Origin of the sequence: Klebsiella sp. K-Nf6, assembly GCF_002806655.1 — a bacterium.
In the GTDB taxonomy this organism is placed as follows: Bacteria; Pseudomonadota; Gammaproteobacteria; order Enterobacterales; family Enterobacteriaceae; genus Klebsiella; species Klebsiella variicola.
This window is the reverse complement of record NZ_PIBN01000009.1, coordinates 71,802-91,968: the sequence shown is the minus strand read 5'-3', so window position 1 is coordinate 91,968 and position 20,167 is coordinate 71,802. Positions and strand designations below refer to the sequence as shown.

Below are 20,167 nucleotides of genomic sequence, written 5' to 3'. Positions count from 1 at the left end.
CTGATCTGCCGTTTACTGCTGGGGGAGATATTCGTGCGGGGGATGGTCCAGCAGCGCCAGCAGATTGGCGACCAGCCGCGGGGCGACCGTCTCTGGAGTCACCTCTGGCTGCCACTGGCGCATTTGCGTCATCTCCATGCCGGCATAGCCGCAGGGATTGATGCGCAGAAACGGCGCGAGATCCATCGCGATATTGAGCGCCAGGCCGTGGAAAGAACACCCTTTGCGGATCCGCAGTCCCAGTGAGCAGATTTTGCGATCGCCGACGTAGACGCCTGGGGCGTCGGCGCGGGGATGCGATTCGATGCCATACTCGGCCAGGGTATTAACGACCGTTTGCTCCAGCAGCGTCACCAGCTCGCGCACACCCAGCTTGCGGCGTTTAAGGTTCAACAGAACATACATTACCTGCTGTCCTGGACCGTGATAGGTCACCTGGCCGCCGCGATCGCTCTGGATCACCGGAATATCGCCGGGCACCAGCACGTGTTCCGCTTTGCCTGCCTGGCCCTGAGTGAAGACCGGGTGATGTTCCACCAGCCAGATCTCGTCGAGGGTGTTTTCATCGCGGGCGTCGGTGAATTCATGCATCGCCTGCGAGATGGGTTCGTAAGGTTGCAGGCCAAGCTGCCGGATAAGAATTTTATTGTGCTGCAAAACAACATCTCCGCCGGGAAGAGAGGACTCAGGGCGGGGAGTATATCACAGCAGGGCAGAAGGGGATGAAAGGACCCGGCACGGCGGCCGGGTCGGGGAAAAGGTTACAGCACCATCCGTACGATATCGATATTGCCTAACTCTTCGTACAGCGTTTCCACTTGCTCAATGTGGGTGGCGTTGATGGTGATGGAGACCGAGTGGTAGTTACCTTTGCTGCTCGGTTTTACTGACGGCGAGTAATCACCAGGCGCATGGCGCTGTACCACTTCCACCACCTGATCAACCAGCTCCGGCAATGCCTGCCCCATTACTTTGTAAGTAAAGGGTGTAGGGAATTCCAGCAGTTCGTTAAGTTTGGTTTTCATGTCAGCTCCGGTGTTACGACAAAATAATAACTCCCACCAAGGGCGGGAGTTATCAGGTTACTTGGATAAATAGTATATGGGGATGGAAATCACACTTTCAAGTGTTCGATTTTTAACCAAACCAGTGGTGGAACATTAACTTAATGTAATCAATAATTTTGCCAAAGAAATTCCCTTCCGGAATTTCCTGCAGCACCACCAGCGGGCGCTGATCGATGGTTTTGCCATCCAGCTGGAAGTTGATGGTGCCGACCACCTGATTTTTCTGCAGCGGGGCGTGCAGTTCAGTGTTATTCAGCACATAGCTGGCTTTCAGATCTTTCATCCGGCCACGCGGGATGGTCAGGTAGACATCTTTATCCACCCCCAGCGAGGCGCGATCGCTGTCGCCGAACCAGGCCGGTTCGGACGCAAACTCTTTGCCGGCTTTAATCGGGTTGACGGTTTCGAAGAAGCGGAAACCCCAGGTCAGCAGTTTTTTACTTTCCGACTCACGACCTTTGAAAGTACGCCCGCCCATGACCGCCGAGATAAGACGCATCTGGCCTTCGGTGGCAGAGGCGACGAGGTTATAGCCCGCCTTGTCGGTATGACCGGTTTTGATGCCATCGACGTTCAGGCTGTTATCCCACAGCAGGCCGTTACGGTTCAGCTGGCGGATACCGTTGAAGGTAAACTCTTTCTCACGATAGATGGAGTACTCGTTCGGCACATCGCGGATCAGCGCCTGGCCAATCAGCGCCATGTCGCGCGCGGAGCTGTACTGCCCGTCGGCATCAAGACCGTGAACGGTCTGGAAATGGGTGTTTTTCAGGCCCAGGGCGTTAACATAGTTGTTCATCAGGCTGACGAAGGCGTCCTGGCTACCGGCAACAAAGTCGGCCATGGCCACGCAGGCATCGTTACCCGACTGCAGGTTGATACCACGGATCAGCTGCGAAACCGGAACCTGCATTCCTGGCTTGAGGAACATCAGGGAAGAGCCTTTGAAAACCGGGTTGCCGGTGGCCCAGGCATCGTTGCCGACAGTGACCAGATCGGACTCTTTGAATTTACCCGCTTTCATCGCCTGACCGATAACATAGCTGGTCATCATTTTAGTCAGACTGGCCGGGTCGCGACGGGAGTCGGCGTTATTTTCCGCCAGCACTTTGCCGGAGTTATAATCAATTAGCACCCAGGATTCGGCGTCAATCTGCGGGGCGCCTGGGATCATCGTTTTGATATTCAGGTCATCGGCGCGGGCAGCGGAGGAGAGCGCTGCAACGGAGAGCGCCGTGATGAGTAAACGAGCGGTGAAAGAGGTCTTCATGGTCAGAACAACGGCATCCGTGATGGAGTTAAAAAAAGTGCCTTACTATAGCAAATGCTCTGCGGGCCAGCATCCGACATTGCGCATGAGTTTGTTAATGACTTTTACATGCGCATCTTGAGCGGGCCGCCCGCGGCGTTTAGTTGGCGTGAGTAATAAAGGACTGCAGCTGCGCTTCGCTTTGCAGGCGCTGCTGAACCGCGCTGGCCTGCGCCTTGTCAGCAAACGGGCCCAGTTGAATACGCCATACCGCGCCATTCTGCATGACCCGGCCTGGTACGGAGAACTGCTGGCTCAGGCGCTGTTGATACTGCTTCGCCCGCGCCTGGTCGCTTACCGCGCCAACCTGGACGACAAAATTACCGCTGGCGCTGGAGGTGGCGGTAGAGGAGGCGGCGCCGGCGGTCGCGGCAGTGGCCGCTGTAGCCGCTACGCTACCCTGGATGGAGCCTGGCGCGGTGACGGGAGCCGTTTGCGTCGCGACGGCAGCAGCAGGGGCCGCAGTGGCAGCGGTCGTGGCTGCCGGCTCGCTACTTTCCAGCACGCCGCTGTTCAGCGGCGTCGGGGCGCCGAGGAAACCGCCGCTGTTCACCGGTGCGCCGACACTGTCTTCCGGCTTCAGGGTGTTGTTGCTGATCGGGCGAACGTCGGCAGGCGCAGGCTGGCTCATGCCTGTGGCGTCACCGCCGTCCAGATTCGGTCGAGCGGGCAGGGCGTACGTTTGTTTGGCGACGGTGGTGCAGGCCATTCCCGGACCGGAAAGCGAACCGTCAGGCGCAACGATGATGGGGTCGATACGCACCTTGGTGTTGTTCGAGGTGTTCAGACGGTCAGCGGACGCACGGGAGAGCGAGATGACGCGATCGTTACCATACGGGCCGCGATCGTTAATCCGTACGACGATCATGCGCCCGTTAGCTAGGTTGGTGATCCGCGCATAGCTCGGGATTGGCAGTGTGGGGTGCGCTGCGGTCAGTTGCGTCGGATCGAAGGCTTCGCCGCTGGCAGTCAGGTTACTGTTGGGCTCAGCGTCATAGATCGCCGCAAAACCGGTCTGAGTAAAGTTTGCCGGATCCTGAACGACTTTGTAACTTTTGCCGTCGCGCTCATAATCCTGATTCGCCGTGGCGTTCGGCGTTTCATACTGCGGATCGGCACCACTGATCTCAACCGTCGGGCCATTACAGACGGCCGGCTGTGGAGTACTGACCGTTTTTTGTTGCACGTCATCACTCGAACATGCCGCCAGCAGCCCCGCTGCTATGCAGATCCCCAGCCATTGCTTACGCATTGCAAACCCCTTTAAACGCTTTTCGACAACATTTTTCTGTGGGTATGGATCGACATCACGATACCAAACCCGGCCATCAATACGATCAGGGCGGAGCCCCCGTAGCTCACCAGCGGCAACGGTACGCCCACCACCGGTAAAATACCACTCACCATACCAATATTTACGAAGACATAAACGAATAAAATCAACATTAAACCACCGGCCATGACCCGGCCAAAGGTGGTTTGTGCCTGGGCGGCAATCCACAGTCCGCGCATGATCAGCAGGATATACAACGCCAGCAGGATCAGCACGCCAATCAGCCCCAGTTCTTCGGCCAGTACGGCGAAGATAAAGTCGGTGTGGCGTTCCGGCAGGAACTCCAGCTGCGACTGCGTGCCGTGCAGCCAGCCTTTGCCGCGCAGACCGCCGGAGCCAATGGCAATTTTAGACTGAATAATGTGATAGCCGGCGCCCAGCGGGTCGGTTTCCGGATCGAGGAGCATCATCACGCGCTGGCGCTGATAGTCATGCATCAGGAAGAACCACAGGATCGGAATAAAGGCGGCGACCAGCACCACGGCGATCCCGATAAGACGCCAGCTCAGGCCGGAAAGGAACAGCACAAACAGCCCGGAGAGAGCGATCAGAATCGAGGTGCCGAGGTCGGGCTGCGCTGCCACCAGCAGGGTCGGCAGGAAGATCAGCACCAGCGCAATCGCGGTGTTCTTCAGCGAGGGCGGACAGACGTCGCGGTTAATAAAGCGCGCGACCATCAGCGGCACGGCGATTTTTGCTATCTCCGACGGCTGAAAGCGAACGATACCGAGATCCAGCCAGCGCTGCGCCCCTTTGGAGATGGCGCCGAAAGCATCAACGGCCACCAGCAGAATAATACAGAAAATATAGAGATAGGGCGCCCAGCCTTCATAGACCCGCGGCGGGATCTGCGCCATGACGATCATGATCACCACGCCCATGGCGATCTGGCCGATTTTACGCTCCATCATGCCGACGTCCTGACCGCTGGCGCTCCAGATAACCAGCGCGCTATAGGTCAGCAGCGCCAGCAGGATCAGCAGCATGGTGGGGTCAAGATGGATTTTATCCCACAGCGATTTTTTGTTCGGATTATCCGTCATTATTGATCCTCCCCTGCGGTGACCGCCGGGTTTTCGCTTGGCAGCGTGGTGTTGTTATCGCCCAGCATAATGTGATCGAGGATTTGGCGCATAATGGTGCCGACCGCCGGGCCGGCGCCGCCGTTTTCCAGGATCATCGCCACGGCAACCTGAGGGTTGTTATAAGGCGCAAACGCCGTCATCAGTTTGTGGTCACGCAGACGTTCAGAGATGCGGTGCGCGTTATAGGTTTCGTTAGCTTTCAGACCGAATACCTGGGCGGTACCGGACTTGGCCGCGATCTTATACGGCGCGCTGGCGAAGTATTTGTGCGCGGTGCCGTTGCCGCGGTTGGCCACGCCGAACATGCCGTCTTTGGCGATTTCCCAGTAGCCGGAATGGATGTCGCCCACCGGCGGCTCATGCGGCTGGACCCACGGAACGGGCTTGCCGTCTTCCACGGTGCTTTGCAGCAGATGCGGTACTTTCACCACCCCGTCGTTAATCAGGATCATCAGCGCTTTGTTCATCTGGATGGGAGTGGCAGTCCAGTACCCCTGACCGATGCCCACCGGAATGGTGTCCCCCTGGTACCAGGGTTTCTTGAAGCGCTTGAGCTTCCATTCGCGGGTCGGCATGTTGCCCGAGCGCTCTTCAGAAAGGTCGATACCGGTGTAGTGGCCGTAGCCAAACTTGCTCATCCACTCTGAGAGGCGATCGATGCCCATGTCATAGGCGACCTGGTAGAAATAGGTATCCGCAGACTCCTCCAGCGCTTTGGTGACGTTCAGGTGGCCGTGGCCCCATTTTTTCCAGTCACGATAGCGTTTATCGGAGCCAGGCAGTTGCCACCAGCCAGGGTCGAACAGGCTGGTATTGCGAGTGATCACCCCGGCGCTCAGCGCCGAGACGGCGACGTACGGTTTTACCGTCGACGCCGGCGGATAGACCCCCTGCGTCGCACGGTTGACCAGCGGCGTGTTCGGATCGTTGAGCAGGCCGGAGTAATCTTTACTGGAGATGCCATCGACGAACAGGTTCGGGTCGTAGCTCGGCGTAGACACCAGCGCCAGAACGGCGCCGGTACGTGGATCGGTGACCACCACGGCGGCACGACTACCGGCCAGCAGGGTTTCGATATACTGCTGCAGCTTGAGATCGAGGGTGAGGTAGATATCGCGTCCGGCCTGCGGCGGCACCTCTTTCAGCTGACGAATGACGCGGCCGCGGTTGTTCACTTCAACCTCTTCGTAGCCGGTCTGACCGTGCAGGACGTCCTCATAATAACGCTCAATACCCAGCTTACCGATGTCGTGGGTCGAGGCGTAGTTAGCCAGTTTGCCCTCTTTGTCGAGGCGGTCGACGTCTTTATCGTTAATTTTTGAGACGTAGCCAATGACGTGCGTCAGCGCGGAGTTATAGGGGTAGTAGCGACGCTTGTAGCCTTTGACTTCCACACCGGGAAAGCGGTACTGGTTGACGGCAAAGCGGGCAACCTGCACTTCACTGAGGTTGATCTTTACCGGAATCGAGGTAAAGCGATGGGAGCGGGCTCGCTCCTTTTTGAAGCCGGCGATATCGTCGTCCGTTAAATCGACGACGTCACGCAGCGCATCCAGCGTCTGCTGCACGTTATCGACTTTCTCCGGCATCATCTCCAGCTGATAAATGGTGCGGTTAAGCGCCAGCGGGGTGCCGTTGCGATCGTAAATAATGCCGCGGCTCGGCGGGATCGGCACCAGCTTGATGCGGTTTTCGTTCGAACGCGTCTGATAGTCATTGAAGCGAACGATTTGCACATTGTACAGGTTGGCGACCAGAACGCCGGTAAGCAGCAAAATCCCCAAAAAAGCGACCAGCGCCCGGCGCACGAACAGCGAGGATTCAGCCGTATAGTCGCGGAAAGAATTCTGTAATTTCATTCGCTGCTTAGTCTACCCTGATCATCATTACTCACGGTGGTACGGGTGGTTGGTGGTAATGCTCCACGCCCGATACAGACTCTCGGCCACCAGTACGCGCACCAGCGGGTGAGGTAAGGTGAGGGTGGAGAGCGACCAACTCTGTTCCGCCGCTGCTTTACAGGCTGGAGAGAGGCCTTCCGGGCCGCCTACCAGCAAACTGACGTCGCGCCCGTCCTGTTTCCAGCGTTCCAGTTCGCGCGCCAGCTGCGGCGTATCCCATGGTTTTCCCGGAATATCCAGGGTCACGATACGGTTCTTACCGGCAGCGGCCAACATCATCTCGCCCTCTTTTTCGAGGATGCGCTTGATATCGGCGTTCTTGCCGCGTTTACCGGCGGGGATCTCCACCAGTTCAAACGGCATATCTTTGGGAAAACGGCGCAGATACTCGCTAAAGCCGGTCTGTACCCAGTCCGGCATTTTGGTGCCAACGGCCACCAGCTGCAACTTCACGCATTAACTCCAGAGTTTTTCCAGCTCGTACAGACGACGGCTCTCTTCCTGCATGACGTGAACCATCACGTCGCCGAGGTCGACGACGATCCAGTCGGCGGCGGCTTCCCCTTCAACGCCCAGCGGCAGCATGCCGGCGGCGCGGGATTCCTGAACCACGTGGTCGGCGATGGACATCACGTGACGGGTGGAGGTGCCGGTGCAGATAATCATGCAATCGGTGATGCTGGATTTGCCATGTACATCAATGGCGACGATGTCCTGACCTTTCAGGTCATCAATTTTGTCGATAACAAAATCCTGGAGTGCTTTACCCTGCAAGTGTTCCCCCTGGGTGCATGAAGATTGATAATGATAAAGAGCCTGACAGTATACCTGAACTGATGAAAAAGTCGGGTGAAATGTCTGTCGGCAGGCGTTCGTGGCGGGGTATCATCCCATCCCTCGCCGCGGATTGCATCGCCATTTTTGTAAAACAATTTCTGCAAACATGCTGTGGCGGATGCTGCCCGGCAGCGGAGAATAGCAGCCTGCTCTGGCCTGTCAATGGTCTGGCGGGAATTCTTCTTGCGGCTGCCAGACGGCCTGGCTATTTAATACGCGCAGGGTGGTGAAATCGTCGCGCATATCGAGGAGGCTCCAGGCGCCATGGGCAATCGGGAAATGCCACATCGCCGCCGGGGGCATCTGCAACAGCAGGGCCGTCAGCAGGCTCAGAACGCCCTGATGGCCGACAATCAGCAGGTGGTCAAGATGGCGGCAGTCGGCCAGCGTTGTGGTGAATTCGCTGACGCGGCGGGCAAAATTCTGAAAGCTTTCGCCGTTGGTGGGGGCCACGTGCTGCCAGTCAGCACACCACGCGGCATAGTTTTCCGCATCCTCTCGCTGAAGGTCGCGATGATGACGCATCTCCCAGTCGCCGAAAAACATTTCATTGAGCGCGGCATGGCACTCACGCGGGATATGGCGATCGCCAAGCAGCAGATCGGCCGTTGTCCCGGTTCTCGCCAGCTCGCTACAGAATACTTTATCGAAAGGCACCGCGCGCAGCCGTTCGCCGAGCGCTCGCCCCTGGGCGACGCCGCGCGGCGTCAGAGGAGTGGGGGCGTGGCCGCTGTATAACCCGGCAACGTTGGCTTCGGTTTCGCCGTGGCGAACTAACCATAATTTCATGATGATGCTCAGACAGGCGGTGGAGACGTGGCGCTACGATAGCGCTTTTTTAGCATCAGGCCCAGTCCGGGGTCAGCAATAGAGTCCCTGCTCGCGGATGTAGTCCAGCACGGTGGCCGGTAGCATCTCGGCGCAGGATTCCCCGCGCTCGAGGCGCTGGCGGATAATCGTCGCTGAGATATCGAACCATGGCGTCTCAGCCAGGTAGATGGCCCCGGCGGGGCGGTTATGCAGACGCTCTACGTCGTGGGTTAAGTGGCGATCCAGCCACTGCTGATCCGCGTCGTGCGCCATGGTCAGCGGGTAACCCGGGCGGCGGCAGACGATCAGATGAACGTTATCAAGGATGGTTTCATAGCGATGCCAGGTGGGGAAGGTGAGCAGCGAATCCTGGCCGATGATAAACGCCAGCGGTTTTTCTGACCCCTGCTCCTGACGCCACGCCTGCAGCGTGTCTGCCGTCCAGGAGGGGGTGTCACGCTGCAGCTCGCGTTCGTCGAGCGTGAACAGCGGCTTATCGGCGATCGCCAGCTTAAGCATATGCACGCGCTGGGCGCTGGTGGCTTCCGGCTGGGGACGGTGCGGCGGAACGTTGTTAGGCATGATGATGACCTTGCTCAGGCCAATCTGATTCGCCAGGATCTCGACCGGCTTGAGGTGACCATAATGCACCGGATCGAAGGTGCCGCCATAGATTGCCTGCAACTGAGTCATATCAACCATCAATAAAAACGTCCGCCAGGGCTTTGTGGCAGAGCAACAACGAAAGACTTTCCAGTTCGGGCCAGACGTCGTGCCCGTAATCCTGTTTAAAGGTCAGTTCTGCACGGGTCAGGAGGGTCACCGCCTGGCGCAGCTGTTCCCCGCTCAGTCGGGCGAGGGCATCGCTGAGCAGCTGACGGCGGTTTTGCCAGACCCGATGTTTATCAAACAGCGAGCGCAGTGGCGTGTGCGTCGACTGGCGTTTGAGCGTGACCAGCAGCAGCAGCTCCCGCTGTAGCGTGCGCAGCAGGATCGCCGGCTCGCAGCCTTCAAGGCGTAGCTGTTGCAGGACATGCAGCACGCGCTTGCTTTTGCCTGCCAGCAGCGCATCGACCCAATGGTAAGGGGTAAAGTGGGCGGCATCGTTTACCGCTTGCTCAACGCGAGGCAGGGTCAGCTTGCCGTCCGGCCAGAGTAGCGCCAGACGCTCCAGCGCCTGCGCCAACGCCAGCAGGTTGCCTTCGTAACAATAGCACAGCAACTGACTGGCCGCGTCGTCGAGCTGCAGCCGGTGCTGTTTGGCCCGGGCGGCCAGCCAGCGCGGCAGCTGCGCGTATTCCGGCGTCTGGCAACTGACCTGGACGGCCCGCTGCGCCAGGGCGGTGAGCCACGCGGCATTCTCCTGGGCTTTGGTCAGCTTATTCCCGCGAACCAGCAACAGCAGATCGTCGTGCAACAGGCTGACCAGGGTCGCCAGCTGTTCGTTGATCGCCGCGTTAGGGCCGTTTTCCGGCAGGATTAGCAACAGCGTTTGCCGGCTGGAGAACAGACTCAACGCCTGGCTTAACGCGAAAATCGCCTGCCAGTCGGTGCTGTTATCGATGGTGAAGGTGTGGTGCTCGGTAAAGCCCTGGGCGGCAGCGGCTTCACGAATGGCGTCCTGGCTTTCCTGCAACAACAGGGGATCGTTGCCAAGCAGCAGATAGGCCGCGCGCAGCCCTTCAGTGAGCTGCGCGCGGAGCTGTTCCGGGTACAACCGAATCATCATTGACCCAGAGTGGTGGAGACGCGGTTACCCGAGGAAGCCGGTGCCGTGCTGCTGGCGACCGGTTTCTCTTCCTGCTGGGTTGCTTCAACATCTGCAACCTGTACGCTCGGCAGCTTACGAATCAGCTGTTCCGCTGCTTTGTCGTACATTTCCTGGATAATCATATCCTGCTCGGCGTCTTTCGCTAACGCCGCCTGCGGGTTATCGAAGAACGAACGATAGACCTTAGTGGTAATCGGATAGATATCGTGACCCGGGATCAGGACGCTGGCATGAACGGTCATGACCATCTGATACTCCGCGGTACGACCATCCTGGAACACCGAGGCGGTATCTTTCTGAATCGACGAACCATCGAGGCGCAGAGAAGGAACATCTTTACGCAGCGTGCTGGCGTCAATCAGGTCCACGCCATTAAGACGCAGCTGATTACGTACCGCGCGACTTAACGGTCCGTTCGGATCGCTCGACTGAAGAATCATGGTTTTCATGGTGGTGGGCACCTTCGTAGTGCTACGCAGATGCCAGCCACAGCCGGCGGTGACAAGCACCGCCAGGGATAACAACATTGTTACCAGATATCGCACGCTTCCTCCCGCGCTTAGCCAACGACCAGATTGAGCAGTTTACCCGGAACGTAAATCACTTTACGCACGGTTTTACCGTCGAGATATTTCGCAACCAGATGTTCCTGGCCGGCACGCTCGCGGACCTGCTCTTCAGTTGCATCTACCGCAACGGTAATTTTACCACGAACTTTGCCATTGACCTGGACGACGACGAGGGTGCTGTCTTCCACCATCGCGCTTTCATCCGCCACCGGCCACGGCGCGTTGTCGATATCGCCTTCGCCGTTCAGCTCGCGCCACAGGGTGAAGCTGGCGTGCGGGGTGAACGGGTTCAGCATACGCACCACCGCCAGCAGCGCTTCCTGCATCAGGGCACGATCCTGTTCGTCTTCCTGCGGCGCTTTCGCCAGCTTGTTCATCAGCTCCATGATCGCCGCGATGGCGGTGTTGAAGGTCTGACGACGGCCGATGTCATCGGTCACTTTGGCGATAGTTTTGTGAATATCGCGACGCAGCGCTTTCTGATCTTCACTCAGCGCCGCCACGTTCAGTGCCGCAACGTCCCCCTTGGTGGTGTGCTCGTAGACCAGCTTCCAGACGCGTTTCAGGAAGCGGTTAGCCCCTTCAACGCCAGATTCCTGCCACTCGAGGGTCATATCCGCCGGGGACGCAAACATCATGAACAGACGCACGGTGTCTGCGCCATAACGCTCAACCATCACCTGCGGATCGATGCCGTTGTTTTTCGACTTGGACATCTTGCTCATGCCGGTGTACACCAGTTCATGGCCCGCCGCGTCTTTCGCTTTCACGATGCGGCCTTTTTCGTCGCGCTCAACGATGGCGTCAACCGGGGAGACCCAGTTACGCTCGCCGTTTTCGCCTACATAGTAGAAGGCGTCAGCCAGCACCATGCCCTGGCACAGCAACTGCTTCGCCGGCTCATCGGAGTTGACCATGCCCGCGTCACGCATCAGCTTGTGGAAGAAACGGAAGTAGAGCAAGTGCATGATGGCGTGTTCGATACCGCCGATGTAGATATCTACCGGCAGCCAGTAGTTGGCCGCTTTCGAATCCAGCATCCCTTCCTGATACTGCGGGCAGGTGTAGCGCGCATAGTACCAGGAGGATTCCATAAAGGTGTCAAAGGTGTCGGTTTCGCGCAGCGCCGGCTGGCCGTTAACGGTGGTCTTCGCCCACTCAGGATCGGCTTTGATCGGGCTGGTGATGCCGTCCATGACCACATCTTCCGGCAGGATCACCGGCAGTTGATCTTCCGGGGTCGGCAGCACGGTGCCATCTTCCAGGGTCACCATCGGGATCGGCGCGCCCCAGTAGCGTTGACGGGACACACCCCAGTCACGCAGGCGGAAGTTAATTTTACGCTCGCCCACGCCCATGGCAGCCAGTTTGTCGGCAATGGCGTTGAAGCCGGCTTCATAATCGAGGCCGCTGAACTCGCCGGAGTTAAACAGAACGCCTTTCTCGGTCAGCGCCTGCGCGGAGAGATCCGGCTCGGAGCCGTCGGCAGCGAGGATAACCGGCTTGATGTTCAGACCGTATTTGCTGGCGAACTCATAGTCACGCTGGTCGTGGCCCGGAACGGCCATGACCGCGCCGGTGCCGTATTCCATCAGCACGAAGTTTGCCGCCCAGACAGGAATTGCTTCGCCGGTCAGCGGATGAATGGCTTTAAAGCCAGTATCGACGCCTTTTTTCTCCATCGTCGCCATGTCGGCTTCGGCCACTTTGGTGTTACGGCATTCGTCGATAAAGGCAGCCAGTGCCGGATTGTTCGCTGCAGCCTGCTGCGCCAGCGGGTGACCCGCCGCGACGGCCAGGTAGGTGCAGCCCATAAAGGTGTCCGGACGGGTGGTGTAGACGGTCAGCTTATCGGCGTAGTTGTTGACGTCAAAGGAGATTTCCACCCCTTCGGAACGGCCGATCCAGTTGCGCTGCATGGTCTTCACGGTGTCTGGCCAGTGATCCAGTTTATCCAGATCGTTCAGCAGTTCATCGGCGTAGGCGGTGATTTTAATAAACCACTGCGGGATCTCTTTACGCTCGACTTTGGTATCGCAGCGCCAGCAGCAGCCGTCAATAACCTGTTCGTTGGCCAGTACGGTCTGGTCGTTCGGGCACCAGTTCACCGCGGAGGTTTTCTTGTATACCAGGCCTTTTTTGTACAGCTCGGTGAAGAACTTCTGCTCCCAGCGGTAGTATTCCGGGGTGCAGGTCGCCAGCTCGCGGCTCCAGTCATAGCCAAAACCCAGCATTTTGAGCTGGTTTTTCATGTAGGCGATGTTGTCGTAGGTCCATGGTGCTGGCGCGGTGTTGTTTTTCACTGCCGCGCCTTCCGCCGGCAGACCAAACGCATCCCAGCCGATCGGCTGCAGGACGTTTTTGCCCAGCATACGCTGGTAGCGGGCAATCACATCGCCGATGGTGTAGTTACGCACGTGACCCATGTGTAGTCGACCAGAAGGATAAGGAAGCATCGACAGGCAGTAATACTTCTCTTTGCTCTCGTCTTCAGTTACTTCAAATGTACGATTTTCGTCCCAGTGAAGCTGGACTTTCGATTCTATCTCTTCCGGGCGGTATTGCTCTTGCATGGCAGCCAGTGGTCCTGTTTTCAATACAGCTACAAAATGTAGCCAATGGATGTGTTATTTCAGATCGGCATAGCATAGCCCAAACGCCCCCGTCAAAACAGCCTTTCGCACATTAACATCGGCAAAAGCCGCGCTGATTATTTCGCGACTCTGTGGCTTGTCAGACACAGCGGGAGAGGAATAAGGTCTATTATCAGAAGACGTTAACCACACCGGAGGCGAAATGATGAACAAGGTTGCTCAATATTACCGTGAACTGGTCTCCTCGCTCAGCGAACGGCTCCGCCATGGAGAGCGAGACATCGATGCGCTGGTGACACAGGCGCGTGAAAAAATCGTCCGCGCCGGCGATCTCACGCAGAGCGAGGTCGAGTCGGTGATTGCGGCGGTGAAGCGCGATCTCGAGGAGTTTGCCCGCAGCTACGAAGAGAGTCATGAAGACGAGAGCGATAGCGTATTTATGCGAGTGATCAAAGAGAGCCTGTGGCAGGAGCTGGCTGATATCACTGACAAAACGCAGCTCGAGTGGCGGGAGGTCTTTCAGGATCTGAATCACCACGGCGTGTACCACAGCGGCGAAGTGGTCGGTCTGGGTAACCTGGTGTGCGAGAAGTGCCACTATCATCTGGCGGTGTATACCCCAGACGTGCTACCGCGCTGCCCGAAGTGCGGCCACGATCAGTTTCAGCGTCGGCCCTTTGAACCCTAAGCGGAACAAAAAAAACGATGCGCGAACCCTCGCGCATCGTGGACTGCCTTATTTCACGGTGTTGACTTCAGTGCTCTTGAAATATTGTTTCCCGCCCATGTCGCTAACATATTTCTGCGATGAGTTCAGTACCAGCTTGTCAGCAGTTAACGTCCCTACGCCGCATTTCGCCAGGCCCATTATGCCGCAACTTTTTCCACCATTGGCCACTTTGGTGGCGGTTAACGTCATGTTGTCGCCCGCGCTGAGGGTTGAATAGTTGTAGATCACGCCTTTATTTTGGGTATTTAAGGTCAGGTCGCCGGCGCTGCGGATCTGCCCTTCGTTAGTGATGTCTGAAGTGGTAGTAATAGAAATATTATTTGCAGTGATATTGCCAGAGTTACTGACCACGCCGTGATCGGTGGTGATATCGGTGGCTTTCATGTCACCATTCTGATTCAGCCAGTAGCTGTGGGCGGTAATGGCATTGGTAGCCTCTATTCGTCCATTGCTGCTTTGCGCCAGCGTACCGTTGGTCTGCAGGTTGATATTTTCGCCGGTGATATTGCCGAGGTTATAGATCTCGCCCGTATTGGCGCTGCCATCCTGCTTAAGAGACTGAACGGTGGTTTTGCTGGTGGAAGTGATGTTACCGGTATTCTTAAAGCTATCGCCTACAAAAGAGAGGGTGGTGTTTTTGGCGCTGATTTTCCCTTCGTTGAGAAAGTCACCCATTGCTGTTGCAGAGATTTGGTTATTGGACAGCATAGAGGCTTTGGCTTCATTACGGATTTGAGTACCACTGGTCAAACTTAAACCATTGGTGCCGGTCATTGTCCCGGAATCGCCGTTATTAATATTTCTGCTGGCGGAGGCAATGAGTTGTCCACCAGTCATGGTGCCGACATTGACGATATACCCTTGAGTGGACAGCATGAGATAATAGGCGCCGGACAAGGTACCTTCATTCGTCACACCGCTGGCTGTAGAGATAGTGCTCAGCAGGCCATTACCTTTAATTGTGCCTTTATTTTGCAGGTCGCCGTTGCTGGTGAGCTGCAGTGTGCTGTTCGCGACAATTGAACCTTTATTACGTACGCCAAAGCCAATGTTATTGCCGACCATGCTGATACTGTTGGCCTCGATCCCGCCAAGACTGCTAACGTCGATACTGTATTGCGGATTGACCGTCATCTGGATAAGGGTGGCCTGCTTACCGGCGGAGGTCACCGAGCCGGTGCTGTTATCCATGGTGAAGTTGCCCGCGCTGACCAGGGCGTTGTTGGCCTGCACTTTGCCATTAATTTTGATGGCGTCGGCGAGCAGAACTGCATAGCTGTTGGCGGCGTTCATGCCGTTTTCGCCGATGGTGAGGGTGCCGCCCGTCACGGTATAGCTGCCGATAGCGCCGTCGCTGGTCATGTTGACTTTACCGGTGGTCAGGATGGCCTTGTTGGTATTGACAAAGCTACAGCCGGAGCAGGTGATGCCGTTCGGGTTGGCGATCACCACGTCCGCTTTCTGGCCGTTGACTTCGATAAAGCCCTTTAGGCTACTGGCGTTTTTGGAGGTGACCTCGTTCAAAATCACCGAGGCGCTGCCGGCGGTCAGGTTGTTGTTTTTGGCGATATTGCCAAAGGTGCTGTGGCTGACATCATCGCCGCTGTTATTGAGGATGGTGCCATTGGTGCCAACGTTGAAGTCGCGGTACAGGTTATGGGAGACGCCAGCGGCGTTCGGCTTTTCAATATCAATAACCGTGGCGCCGGACGAATGCGTATAGCTGGTCGGGTCGGCATAAACCACCGACGAGGTTAATACTGCCGCCAGTGCGACATAAGAAGCTTTAAACTTAAACATTTCATTTATTCCTTTAAATTAAGATTAATAAACAACGTAGCTGAAAGGGTCGATAATGACTGAATTAATACCTCCACTGTAATGAAAAGCCCATATTCAGGGCGTCGCTATGAAACTTATCCGGCTTACTGAGCGGGGTGCTAATAAACAGATCGTATTGCGTTGACCATAATTGTCCGCGCAAGCCGCTGACGGCGCCGGAGAGCACTTTGCCTTTTTGATACAGATCGGCGCCGATAAGGCGACCCACATCCGCGCCCAGATAGAATTGCCGCTCGTGGGTGGGCAGATCCCAGATAAAATCGTTGCGCCAGTACCATCCCTGATTGCCGGACAGGCTGTTTTCACCGTCAAAACCGCGCACGCTCCAGCGACTACCAATATTGAATTTATTATCGGAAGCGAGTTTGTCGGGGCTGAACTGGGCGCTGAAGCGGGGAGCCCAGGTAAATTTGTCGCCGGTGGCGTCAAATTTCATTAGCGCCTGCATATTACCATGCACGATCCGCGACAGCGGGCTGTATAACCCGGCCTTTTCCTCCGGCGTTGGCGTTGAGCTGAGCCACGGCAGGCTGCGCTGGATGCCGATGCTGGCATCGACAATCTTTTTGTTAAAGTAGTGCTGGTGGTTGAGGGTGAACTCCCAGGAGGGCGTTTGCTTGCGCATCACCTGTAGTTCACTGCCGCCGAAGTAATAATGCGAGGTACTCTTGGCGATCCGCAGGTCGGCGGTGGTTTTTTGCTGCCGGGTGTGGGAGAGCAGACGGCTCAGCGTGGCGCTGTAGTAGCGATTCTTGCTCTTATAATCCATCGTCGACCAGTTGCCGTTAAACTGCTGGCGATACTGGCTGTATGCCCCGTAGGCGCTCAATGACCAGTAGCCGAAGGGAATTGAATAATACAGGCTGCCGTTGTGGTTGCCGTCGTTATGCTGATTGAATTCAATATCCCCCCCGCCGGAAAGGTACAGGATATCGTTGAGAGTAGTCAGGTCATAGAGATAGAGGGCCCCGCCGGCCTGGTAGCGGCCGCTGGCTTTGCTGCCGGCGTCGTCGAGCCAGGCGCCAAGCTGCCATTTTTTCTCCAGGCTGCGGGCAATCTGGATATCGCTTTCCCCCTCGTGCTGCCCCGGCAGCAGTTTCATGTGCGCGGTGGCGCCGGGCAGACGCTGCAGATTGGCCATGCCCTGCTCGAGGTCGCTTAAGCGCAGGATCGTGCCGGAAGAGGTTGGCAGTGAATTCCACAAGCGGGTGGTGTCTGAGCCGTCGGCATAGTCGATAGCGCCCACTTTGCCATAGTGCAGCGTCAGCCTGAGAATGCCTTGCTCCAGCGACTGGGAGGGCACATCAATCAGCGAGGTGATGTAGCCTTGCGCGATCAGCTCATTTTGCAAGGTATAGGCCAGCAGACGAATGCCTTCACCACCCAGACAGCGCCCCTGCGCCTGCTGCGCCGTTTTCGCCAGTAATTGGTGGGTGAGCGTCTGGTTATCGGAGTCGATATCGACCCGGTTGATCAATTTGCAATGCGTTTCCTCAGGAAAAGGGATACCCTGCGGCGCCACGCGCTGTTGTGAAGACTGAAAATCCTGTTGCTGCGGCGTCAGCGCCTCCTGACGGGCTTTATCCTGCTCCGTCTGGTGAGCAGAGGTGGTCAATTGTGCGGCCCCGGCGGCTGAGGTGCCCGCCAGCGTGATACACAGCAGCCCAGTGAGCGTGCGAGATCGAATTAACATGAAGCAATATCCATTTGTTTCATTGGTTCGGTGACGCATCAGTTATCCTGCGGGTGGCAGAGAACACTGATGGTCTTTATTTCGGCGCAGGCGAGGTCAGGCAAGAATATTATATTCAATTAATAAAATAATCGTGCGACGAACCTGTTACGAGGCGTTATATGCTAGCGGCGGTGGTGAGGCAGATCCACGAATTCATTATTGAATTCTTTATGAATTGATCGATTAAATAAATAAGTTCAGGTTTTATCGGTGAGGTTTATTTAGTACGTAAATGGTAGTGGCGATAAGCAGCCGCATAAATAATATTGACGAATAATATGGCGGGAAAGATAAGCTGCGCATACCGGGCGGTATGCGCAGAGAAAAACCATTAATGAAGTATTTTGGCGAGGAAATCTTTGGCGCGATCGGATTGCGGATTGGCAAAGAAGGCTTCTTTATCGGCATCTTCGACAATCTTCCCTTCATCCATAAAGATCACCCGGTTCGCCACCTTGCGGGCAAAGCCCATTTCATGGGTCACAACCATCATGGTCATCCCCTCGTTGGCCAGTTCGACCATGACGTCCAGCACCTCGTTGATCATCTCCGGATCAAGCGCTGAGGTGGGCTCATCAAACAGCATGGCGATCGGGTCCATGCACAGGGCACGAGCAATGGCCACACGCTGCTGCTGGCCGCCGGAGAGCTGTGCCGGATATTTTTCCGCATGCGCTGCCAGGCCAACGCGCTCCAGCAATTTGAGGCCTTTCTTGCGCGCTGATGCTTTATCGCGATTAAGCACTTTGACCTGCGCCAGCGTCAGGTTGTCGATAATCGACAGATGCGGGAACAGTTCAAAATGCTGAAATACCATCCCGACGTGCGAGCGCAGTTTGGCCAGATTGGTCTTTTTATCGTTAACCACGGTGCCGTCGACGATAATCTGCCCCTGTTGCACGGGCTCAAGACCGTTTACCGTTTTAATCAGCGTGGATTTACCCGAGCCTGACGGTCCGCAGACCACCACGACTTCGCCTTTTTTCACTTCCGTGGAGCAATCGGTCAGCACCTGAAAGTGACCATACCATTTTGAAACGTTTTTCAGGGTAATCATTACACAGTCCTTTTCTTCAACCAGCTGACCAACAGCGAGGCGCTGAGGCTAATCACAAAATAGACGCCGCCCGCGAACAGGATCATTTCGACCTGGGTTCCGTCACGCTCGCCAATCGTGGAGGCGGTACGGAAGAAGTCGGCGAGGCTCAATACATACACCAGCGAGGTATCCTGGAACAGGACGATCCCCTGGGTTAGCAGCAGTGGCACCATGGCGCGGAAGGCCTGCGGCAGGATCACCAGCCGCATTGACTGCCAGTGGGTCATCCCCAGCGCCAGCGCGGCGCCGGACTGGCCGCGGGAGATGCTCTGGATGCCGGCGCGGATAATCTCTGAGTAGTAGGCGGCTTCGAACATCGAAAAGGCCACCATCGCCGAGATCAGGCGAATATCCGTCTTCGGCGACAGGCCCAGCACGTTCTGCAGGAAGCCCGGGACAATCAGGTAGAACCACAGCAGGACCATCACCAGTGGGATAGAGCGGAACACGTTGACGTAGGTTTTAGCAAACCAGGCCAGCGGCAGAAAGCTGGACAGGCGCATCACCGCCAGCAGGGTGCCCCAGACGATGCCGAAAATAATGGCTATCACTGTAATTTTCAGGGTGATCACCAGCCCCGCCAGCAGATAAGGCATGGACGGAACGATCGAACTCCAGTCAAAATCGTACATTATTTGCCTCCCAGATTGCCAGGCAGGCGAACCTTACGCTCGACCACATACATAATCAGCATAATCACCGCGTTGATGAAGACGTAGGCCAGGGTGATGGCGGTAAAAGACTCCCAGGCATGAGCGGAGTAGTCCAGCAGTTTGCCCGCCTGCGCGGCCATATCGGCAAGACCGATGGTGGAGGCGATGGCCGAGTTTTTCACCAGGTTCATCATTTCCGAGGTCATCGGCGGCACGATAACGCGGTAGGCGTTCGGCAGCAGCACGTAGCGGTAGGTTTGCGGCAGGGTCAGCCCCATCGCCAGACCGGCGTTCTTCTGCCCGCGCGGCAGCGACTGAATGGCGGCGCGTACCTGTTCGCAGACGCGGGCGGCGGTAAACAGCCCCAGGCACAGCATGGAAGAGACAAAGAACTGAATGTTCGGATCCAGCTCGGATTTAAACCACATGCCGATATTTTCCGGCAGGAACTCCGGCACCACCAGGTACCAGGTAAAGAACTGCACGATCAGCGGCACGTTGCGAAACAGTTCGACATAGCAGGTGCCAATCCCTGAGAGCAGACGATTGGGGACCGTGCGTAAAATGCCAAACAGTGAGCCGACGAGAAAAGCGATGATCCAGGCCGAGATGGAGAGGGCGACGGTTATCTGAAAACCGCTCCACAGCCAGCCCAGGTAGGTAGTGTTGCCGAAGGGGGCCTGTTGCAGGAAAATCCCCCAGTTCCAGTCTATTGACATACATGACTCCTGGAAAAAAAAGGGTAGCCATTGCTACCCTCGAAGACGGTTGTCCAGCTTGTTTCGGTATTCGCGGCGGCTGGGGAACGACCAGCCACCGTATAGTCTGTCCG

Annotated in this window: 19 protein-coding genes; 1 reads left to right on the top strand and 18 read right to left on the bottom strand. The window is 56.7% G+C overall.

Features of this window, described 5'->3' with window-relative positions; translation table 11 throughout:
• Positions 1-12: 12 nt before the first annotated feature.
• The 13 genes from lipB to leuS all read right to left on the bottom strand — a co-directional run bounded on the left by lipB (position 13) and on the right by leuS (position 13,255).
• Positions 13-657 carry a lipoyl(octanoyl) transferase LipB gene (gene lipB, locus CWM61_RS16345; RefSeq protein ID WP_100631551.1) on the bottom strand — a complete coding sequence of 215 codons (645 nt, stop codon included), beginning with the start codon at positions 655-657 and terminating at the stop codon, positions 13-15.
• Between the two features lie 104 nt (positions 658-761).
• Positions 762-1,025: a DUF493 family protein YbeD gene (ybeD, locus tag CWM61_RS16340; protein ID WP_002894474.1), complete on the bottom strand. Its 264-nt coding sequence runs from the start codon at positions 1,023-1,025 to the stop codon at positions 762-764.
• A gap of 112 nt (positions 1,026-1,137) precedes the next feature.
• The gene (gene dacA / locus CWM61_RS16335; protein WP_061155353.1) at positions 1,138-2,337 is read right to left on the bottom strand and encodes a D-alanyl-D-alanine carboxypeptidase DacA; all 1,200 of its coding nucleotides are present in this window, start codon (positions 2,335-2,337) and stop codon (positions 1,138-1,140) included.
• A 139-nt stretch (positions 2,338-2,476) separates the two neighbouring features.
• Positions 2,477-3,628 carry an endolytic peptidoglycan transglycosylase RlpA gene (rlpA, locus tag CWM61_RS16330; RefSeq protein ID WP_100631550.1) on the bottom strand — a complete coding sequence of 384 codons (1,152 nt, stop codon included), beginning with the start codon at positions 3,626-3,628 and terminating at the stop codon, positions 2,477-2,479.
• 11 nt (positions 3,629-3,639) lie between these two features.
• Positions 3,640-4,752 carry a peptidoglycan glycosyltransferase MrdB gene (mrdB, locus tag CWM61_RS16325; RefSeq protein ID WP_008805635.1) on the bottom strand — a complete coding sequence of 371 codons (1,113 nt, stop codon included), beginning with the start codon at positions 4,750-4,752 and terminating at the stop codon, positions 3,640-3,642.
• On the bottom strand, positions 4,752-6,653 hold the full coding sequence (gene mrdA / locus CWM61_RS16320) for a peptidoglycan DD-transpeptidase MrdA (RefSeq protein ID WP_061155351.1): 1,902 nt from the start codon (positions 6,651-6,653) through the stop codon (positions 4,752-4,754). Before mrdA ends, mrdB begins: the two co-directional genes overlap by 1 nt.
• A gap of 27 nt (positions 6,654-6,680) precedes the next feature.
• Positions 6,681-7,148: a 23S rRNA (pseudouridine(1915)-N(3))-methyltransferase RlmH gene (gene rlmH, locus CWM61_RS16315; protein ID WP_002894620.1), complete on the bottom strand. Its 468-nt coding sequence runs from the start codon at positions 7,146-7,148 to the stop codon at positions 6,681-6,683.
• Between the two features lie 3 nt (positions 7,149-7,151).
• Positions 7,152-7,469 (bottom strand): ribosome silencing factor, encoded by a 318-nt coding sequence (gene rsfS / locus CWM61_RS16310; protein ID WP_002894623.1) that lies wholly within the window; start codon positions 7,467-7,469, stop codon positions 7,152-7,154.
• Between the two features lie 222 nt (positions 7,470-7,691).
• Positions 7,692-8,321, bottom strand: coding sequence for an adenosylcobalamin/alpha-ribazole phosphatase (locus CWM61_RS16300; protein ID WP_100631549.1), 630 nt, complete (start codon positions 8,319-8,321; stop codon positions 7,692-7,694).
• Positions 8,322-8,393: 72 nt separating this feature from the next.
• Positions 8,394-9,044: a nicotinate-nucleotide adenylyltransferase gene (nadD, locus tag CWM61_RS16295; protein WP_008805638.1), complete on the bottom strand. Its 651-nt coding sequence runs from the start codon at positions 9,042-9,044 to the stop codon at positions 8,394-8,396.
• Entirely contained in the window at positions 9,037-10,068 is a 1,032-nt protein-coding gene (gene holA / locus CWM61_RS16290; protein WP_100631548.1) for a DNA polymerase III subunit delta, read from the bottom strand. Before holA ends, nadD begins: the two co-directional genes overlap by 8 nt.
• Positions 10,068-10,658, bottom strand: coding sequence for an LPS assembly lipoprotein LptE (lptE, locus tag CWM61_RS16285; protein WP_061155347.1), 591 nt, complete (start codon positions 10,656-10,658; stop codon positions 10,068-10,070). The genes holA and lptE overlap by 1 nt, the downstream gene beginning before the upstream one ends.
• A 14-nt stretch (positions 10,659-10,672) precedes the next feature.
• Positions 10,673-13,255: a leucine--tRNA ligase gene (gene leuS / locus CWM61_RS16280; RefSeq protein WP_074386540.1), complete on the bottom strand. Its 2,583-nt coding sequence runs from the start codon at positions 13,253-13,255 to the stop codon at positions 10,673-10,675.
• 226 nt (positions 13,256-13,481) lie between these two features.
• Between leuS and CWM61_RS16275 the strand changes: the two genes are divergently transcribed.
• Positions 13,482-13,964: a zinc ribbon-containing protein gene (locus CWM61_RS16275; protein ID WP_061156401.1), complete on the top strand. Its 483-nt coding sequence runs from the start codon at positions 13,482-13,484 to the stop codon at positions 13,962-13,964.
• A gap of 48 nt (positions 13,965-14,012) precedes the next feature.
• Here the strand turns inward: CWM61_RS16275 and CWM61_RS16270 are convergent, their stop codons facing one another.
• The 5 genes from CWM61_RS16270 to CWM61_RS16250 all read right to left on the bottom strand — a co-directional run bounded on the left by CWM61_RS16270 (position 14,013) and on the right by CWM61_RS16250 (position 20,054).
• Positions 14,013-15,806, bottom strand: coding sequence for a filamentous hemagglutinin N-terminal domain-containing protein (locus CWM61_RS16270; RefSeq protein WP_100631547.1), 1,794 nt, complete (start codon positions 15,804-15,806; stop codon positions 14,013-14,015).
• Between the two features lie 64 nt (positions 15,807-15,870).
• Positions 15,871-17,541 carry a ShlB/FhaC/HecB family hemolysin secretion/activation protein gene (locus CWM61_RS16265; RefSeq protein ID WP_100631546.1) on the bottom strand — a complete coding sequence of 557 codons (1,671 nt, stop codon included), beginning with the start codon at positions 17,539-17,541 and terminating at the stop codon, positions 15,871-15,873.
• 373 nt (positions 17,542-17,914) lie between these two features.
• Positions 17,915-18,640, bottom strand: a complete 726-nt coding sequence (locus CWM61_RS16260; protein WP_008805645.1) for an amino acid ABC transporter ATP-binding protein — start codon at positions 18,638-18,640, stop codon at positions 17,915-17,917.
• Positions 18,640-19,314, bottom strand: a complete 675-nt coding sequence (gene gltK / locus CWM61_RS16255; protein WP_074386537.1) for a glutamate/aspartate ABC transporter permease GltK — start codon at positions 19,312-19,314, stop codon at positions 18,640-18,642. Before gltK ends, CWM61_RS16260 begins: the two co-directional genes overlap by 1 nt.
• The gene (locus CWM61_RS16250) at positions 19,314-20,054 is read right to left on the bottom strand and encodes an amino acid ABC transporter permease (protein ID WP_061155342.1); all 741 of its coding nucleotides are present in this window, start codon (positions 20,052-20,054) and stop codon (positions 19,314-19,316) included. Before CWM61_RS16250 ends, gltK begins: the two co-directional genes overlap by 1 nt.
• Positions 20,055-20,167 lie beyond the last annotated feature (113 nt).

Excerpts from the sequence above, each read along its gene's own strand:
- CWM61_RS16260 (WP_008805645.1), bottom strand. The coding sequence starts at position 18,640 with ATGATTACCCTGAAAAACGTTTCAAAATGGTATGGTCACTTTCAGGTG.
- gltK (WP_074386537.1), bottom strand. The coding sequence starts at position 19,314 with ATGTACGATTTTGACTGGAGTTCGATCGTTCCGTCCATGCCTTATCTG.
- CWM61_RS16270 (WP_100631547.1), bottom strand. The coding sequence starts at position 15,806 with ATGTTTAAGTTTAAAGCTTCTTATGTCGCACTGGCGGCAGTATTAACC.
- nadD (WP_008805638.1), bottom strand. The coding sequence starts at position 9,044 with ATGGTTGATATGACTCAGTTGCAGGCAATCTATGGCGGCACCTTCGAT.
- dacA (WP_061155353.1), bottom strand. The coding sequence starts at position 2,337 with ATGAAGACCTCTTTCACCGCTCGTTTACTCATCACGGCGCTCTCCGTT.
- holA (WP_100631548.1), bottom strand. The coding sequence starts at position 10,068 with ATGATTCGGTTGTACCCGGAACAGCTCCGCGCGCAGCTCACTGAAGGG.
- leuS (WP_074386540.1), bottom strand. The coding sequence starts at position 13,255 with ATGCAAGAGCAATACCGCCCGGAAGAGATAGAATCGAAAGTCCAGCTT.
- ybeD (WP_002894474.1), bottom strand. The coding sequence starts at position 1,025 with ATGAAAACCAAACTTAACGAACTGCTGGAATTCCCTACACCCTTTACT.
- CWM61_RS16275 (WP_061156401.1), top strand. The coding sequence starts at position 13,482 with ATGAACAAGGTTGCTCAATATTACCGTGAACTGGTCTCCTCGCTCAGC.
- mrdB (WP_008805635.1), bottom strand. The coding sequence starts at position 4,752 with ATGACGGATAATCCGAACAAAAAATCGCTGTGGGATAAAATCCATCTT.
- rlpA (WP_100631550.1), bottom strand. The coding sequence starts at position 3,628 with ATGCGTAAGCAATGGCTGGGGATCTGCATAGCAGCGGGGCTGCTGGCG.
- CWM61_RS16300 (WP_100631549.1), bottom strand. The coding sequence starts at position 8,321 with ATGAAATTATGGTTAGTTCGCCACGGCGAAACCGAAGCCAACGTTGCC.
- CWM61_RS16250 (WP_061155342.1), bottom strand. The coding sequence starts at position 20,054 with ATGTCAATAGACTGGAACTGGGGGATTTTCCTGCAACAGGCCCCCTTC.
- mrdA (WP_061155351.1), bottom strand. The coding sequence starts at position 6,653 with ATGAAATTACAGAATTCTTTCCGCGACTATACGGCTGAATCCTCGCTG.
- CWM61_RS16265 (WP_100631546.1), bottom strand. The coding sequence starts at position 17,541 with ATGTTAATTCGATCTCGCACGCTCACTGGGCTGCTGTGTATCACGCTG.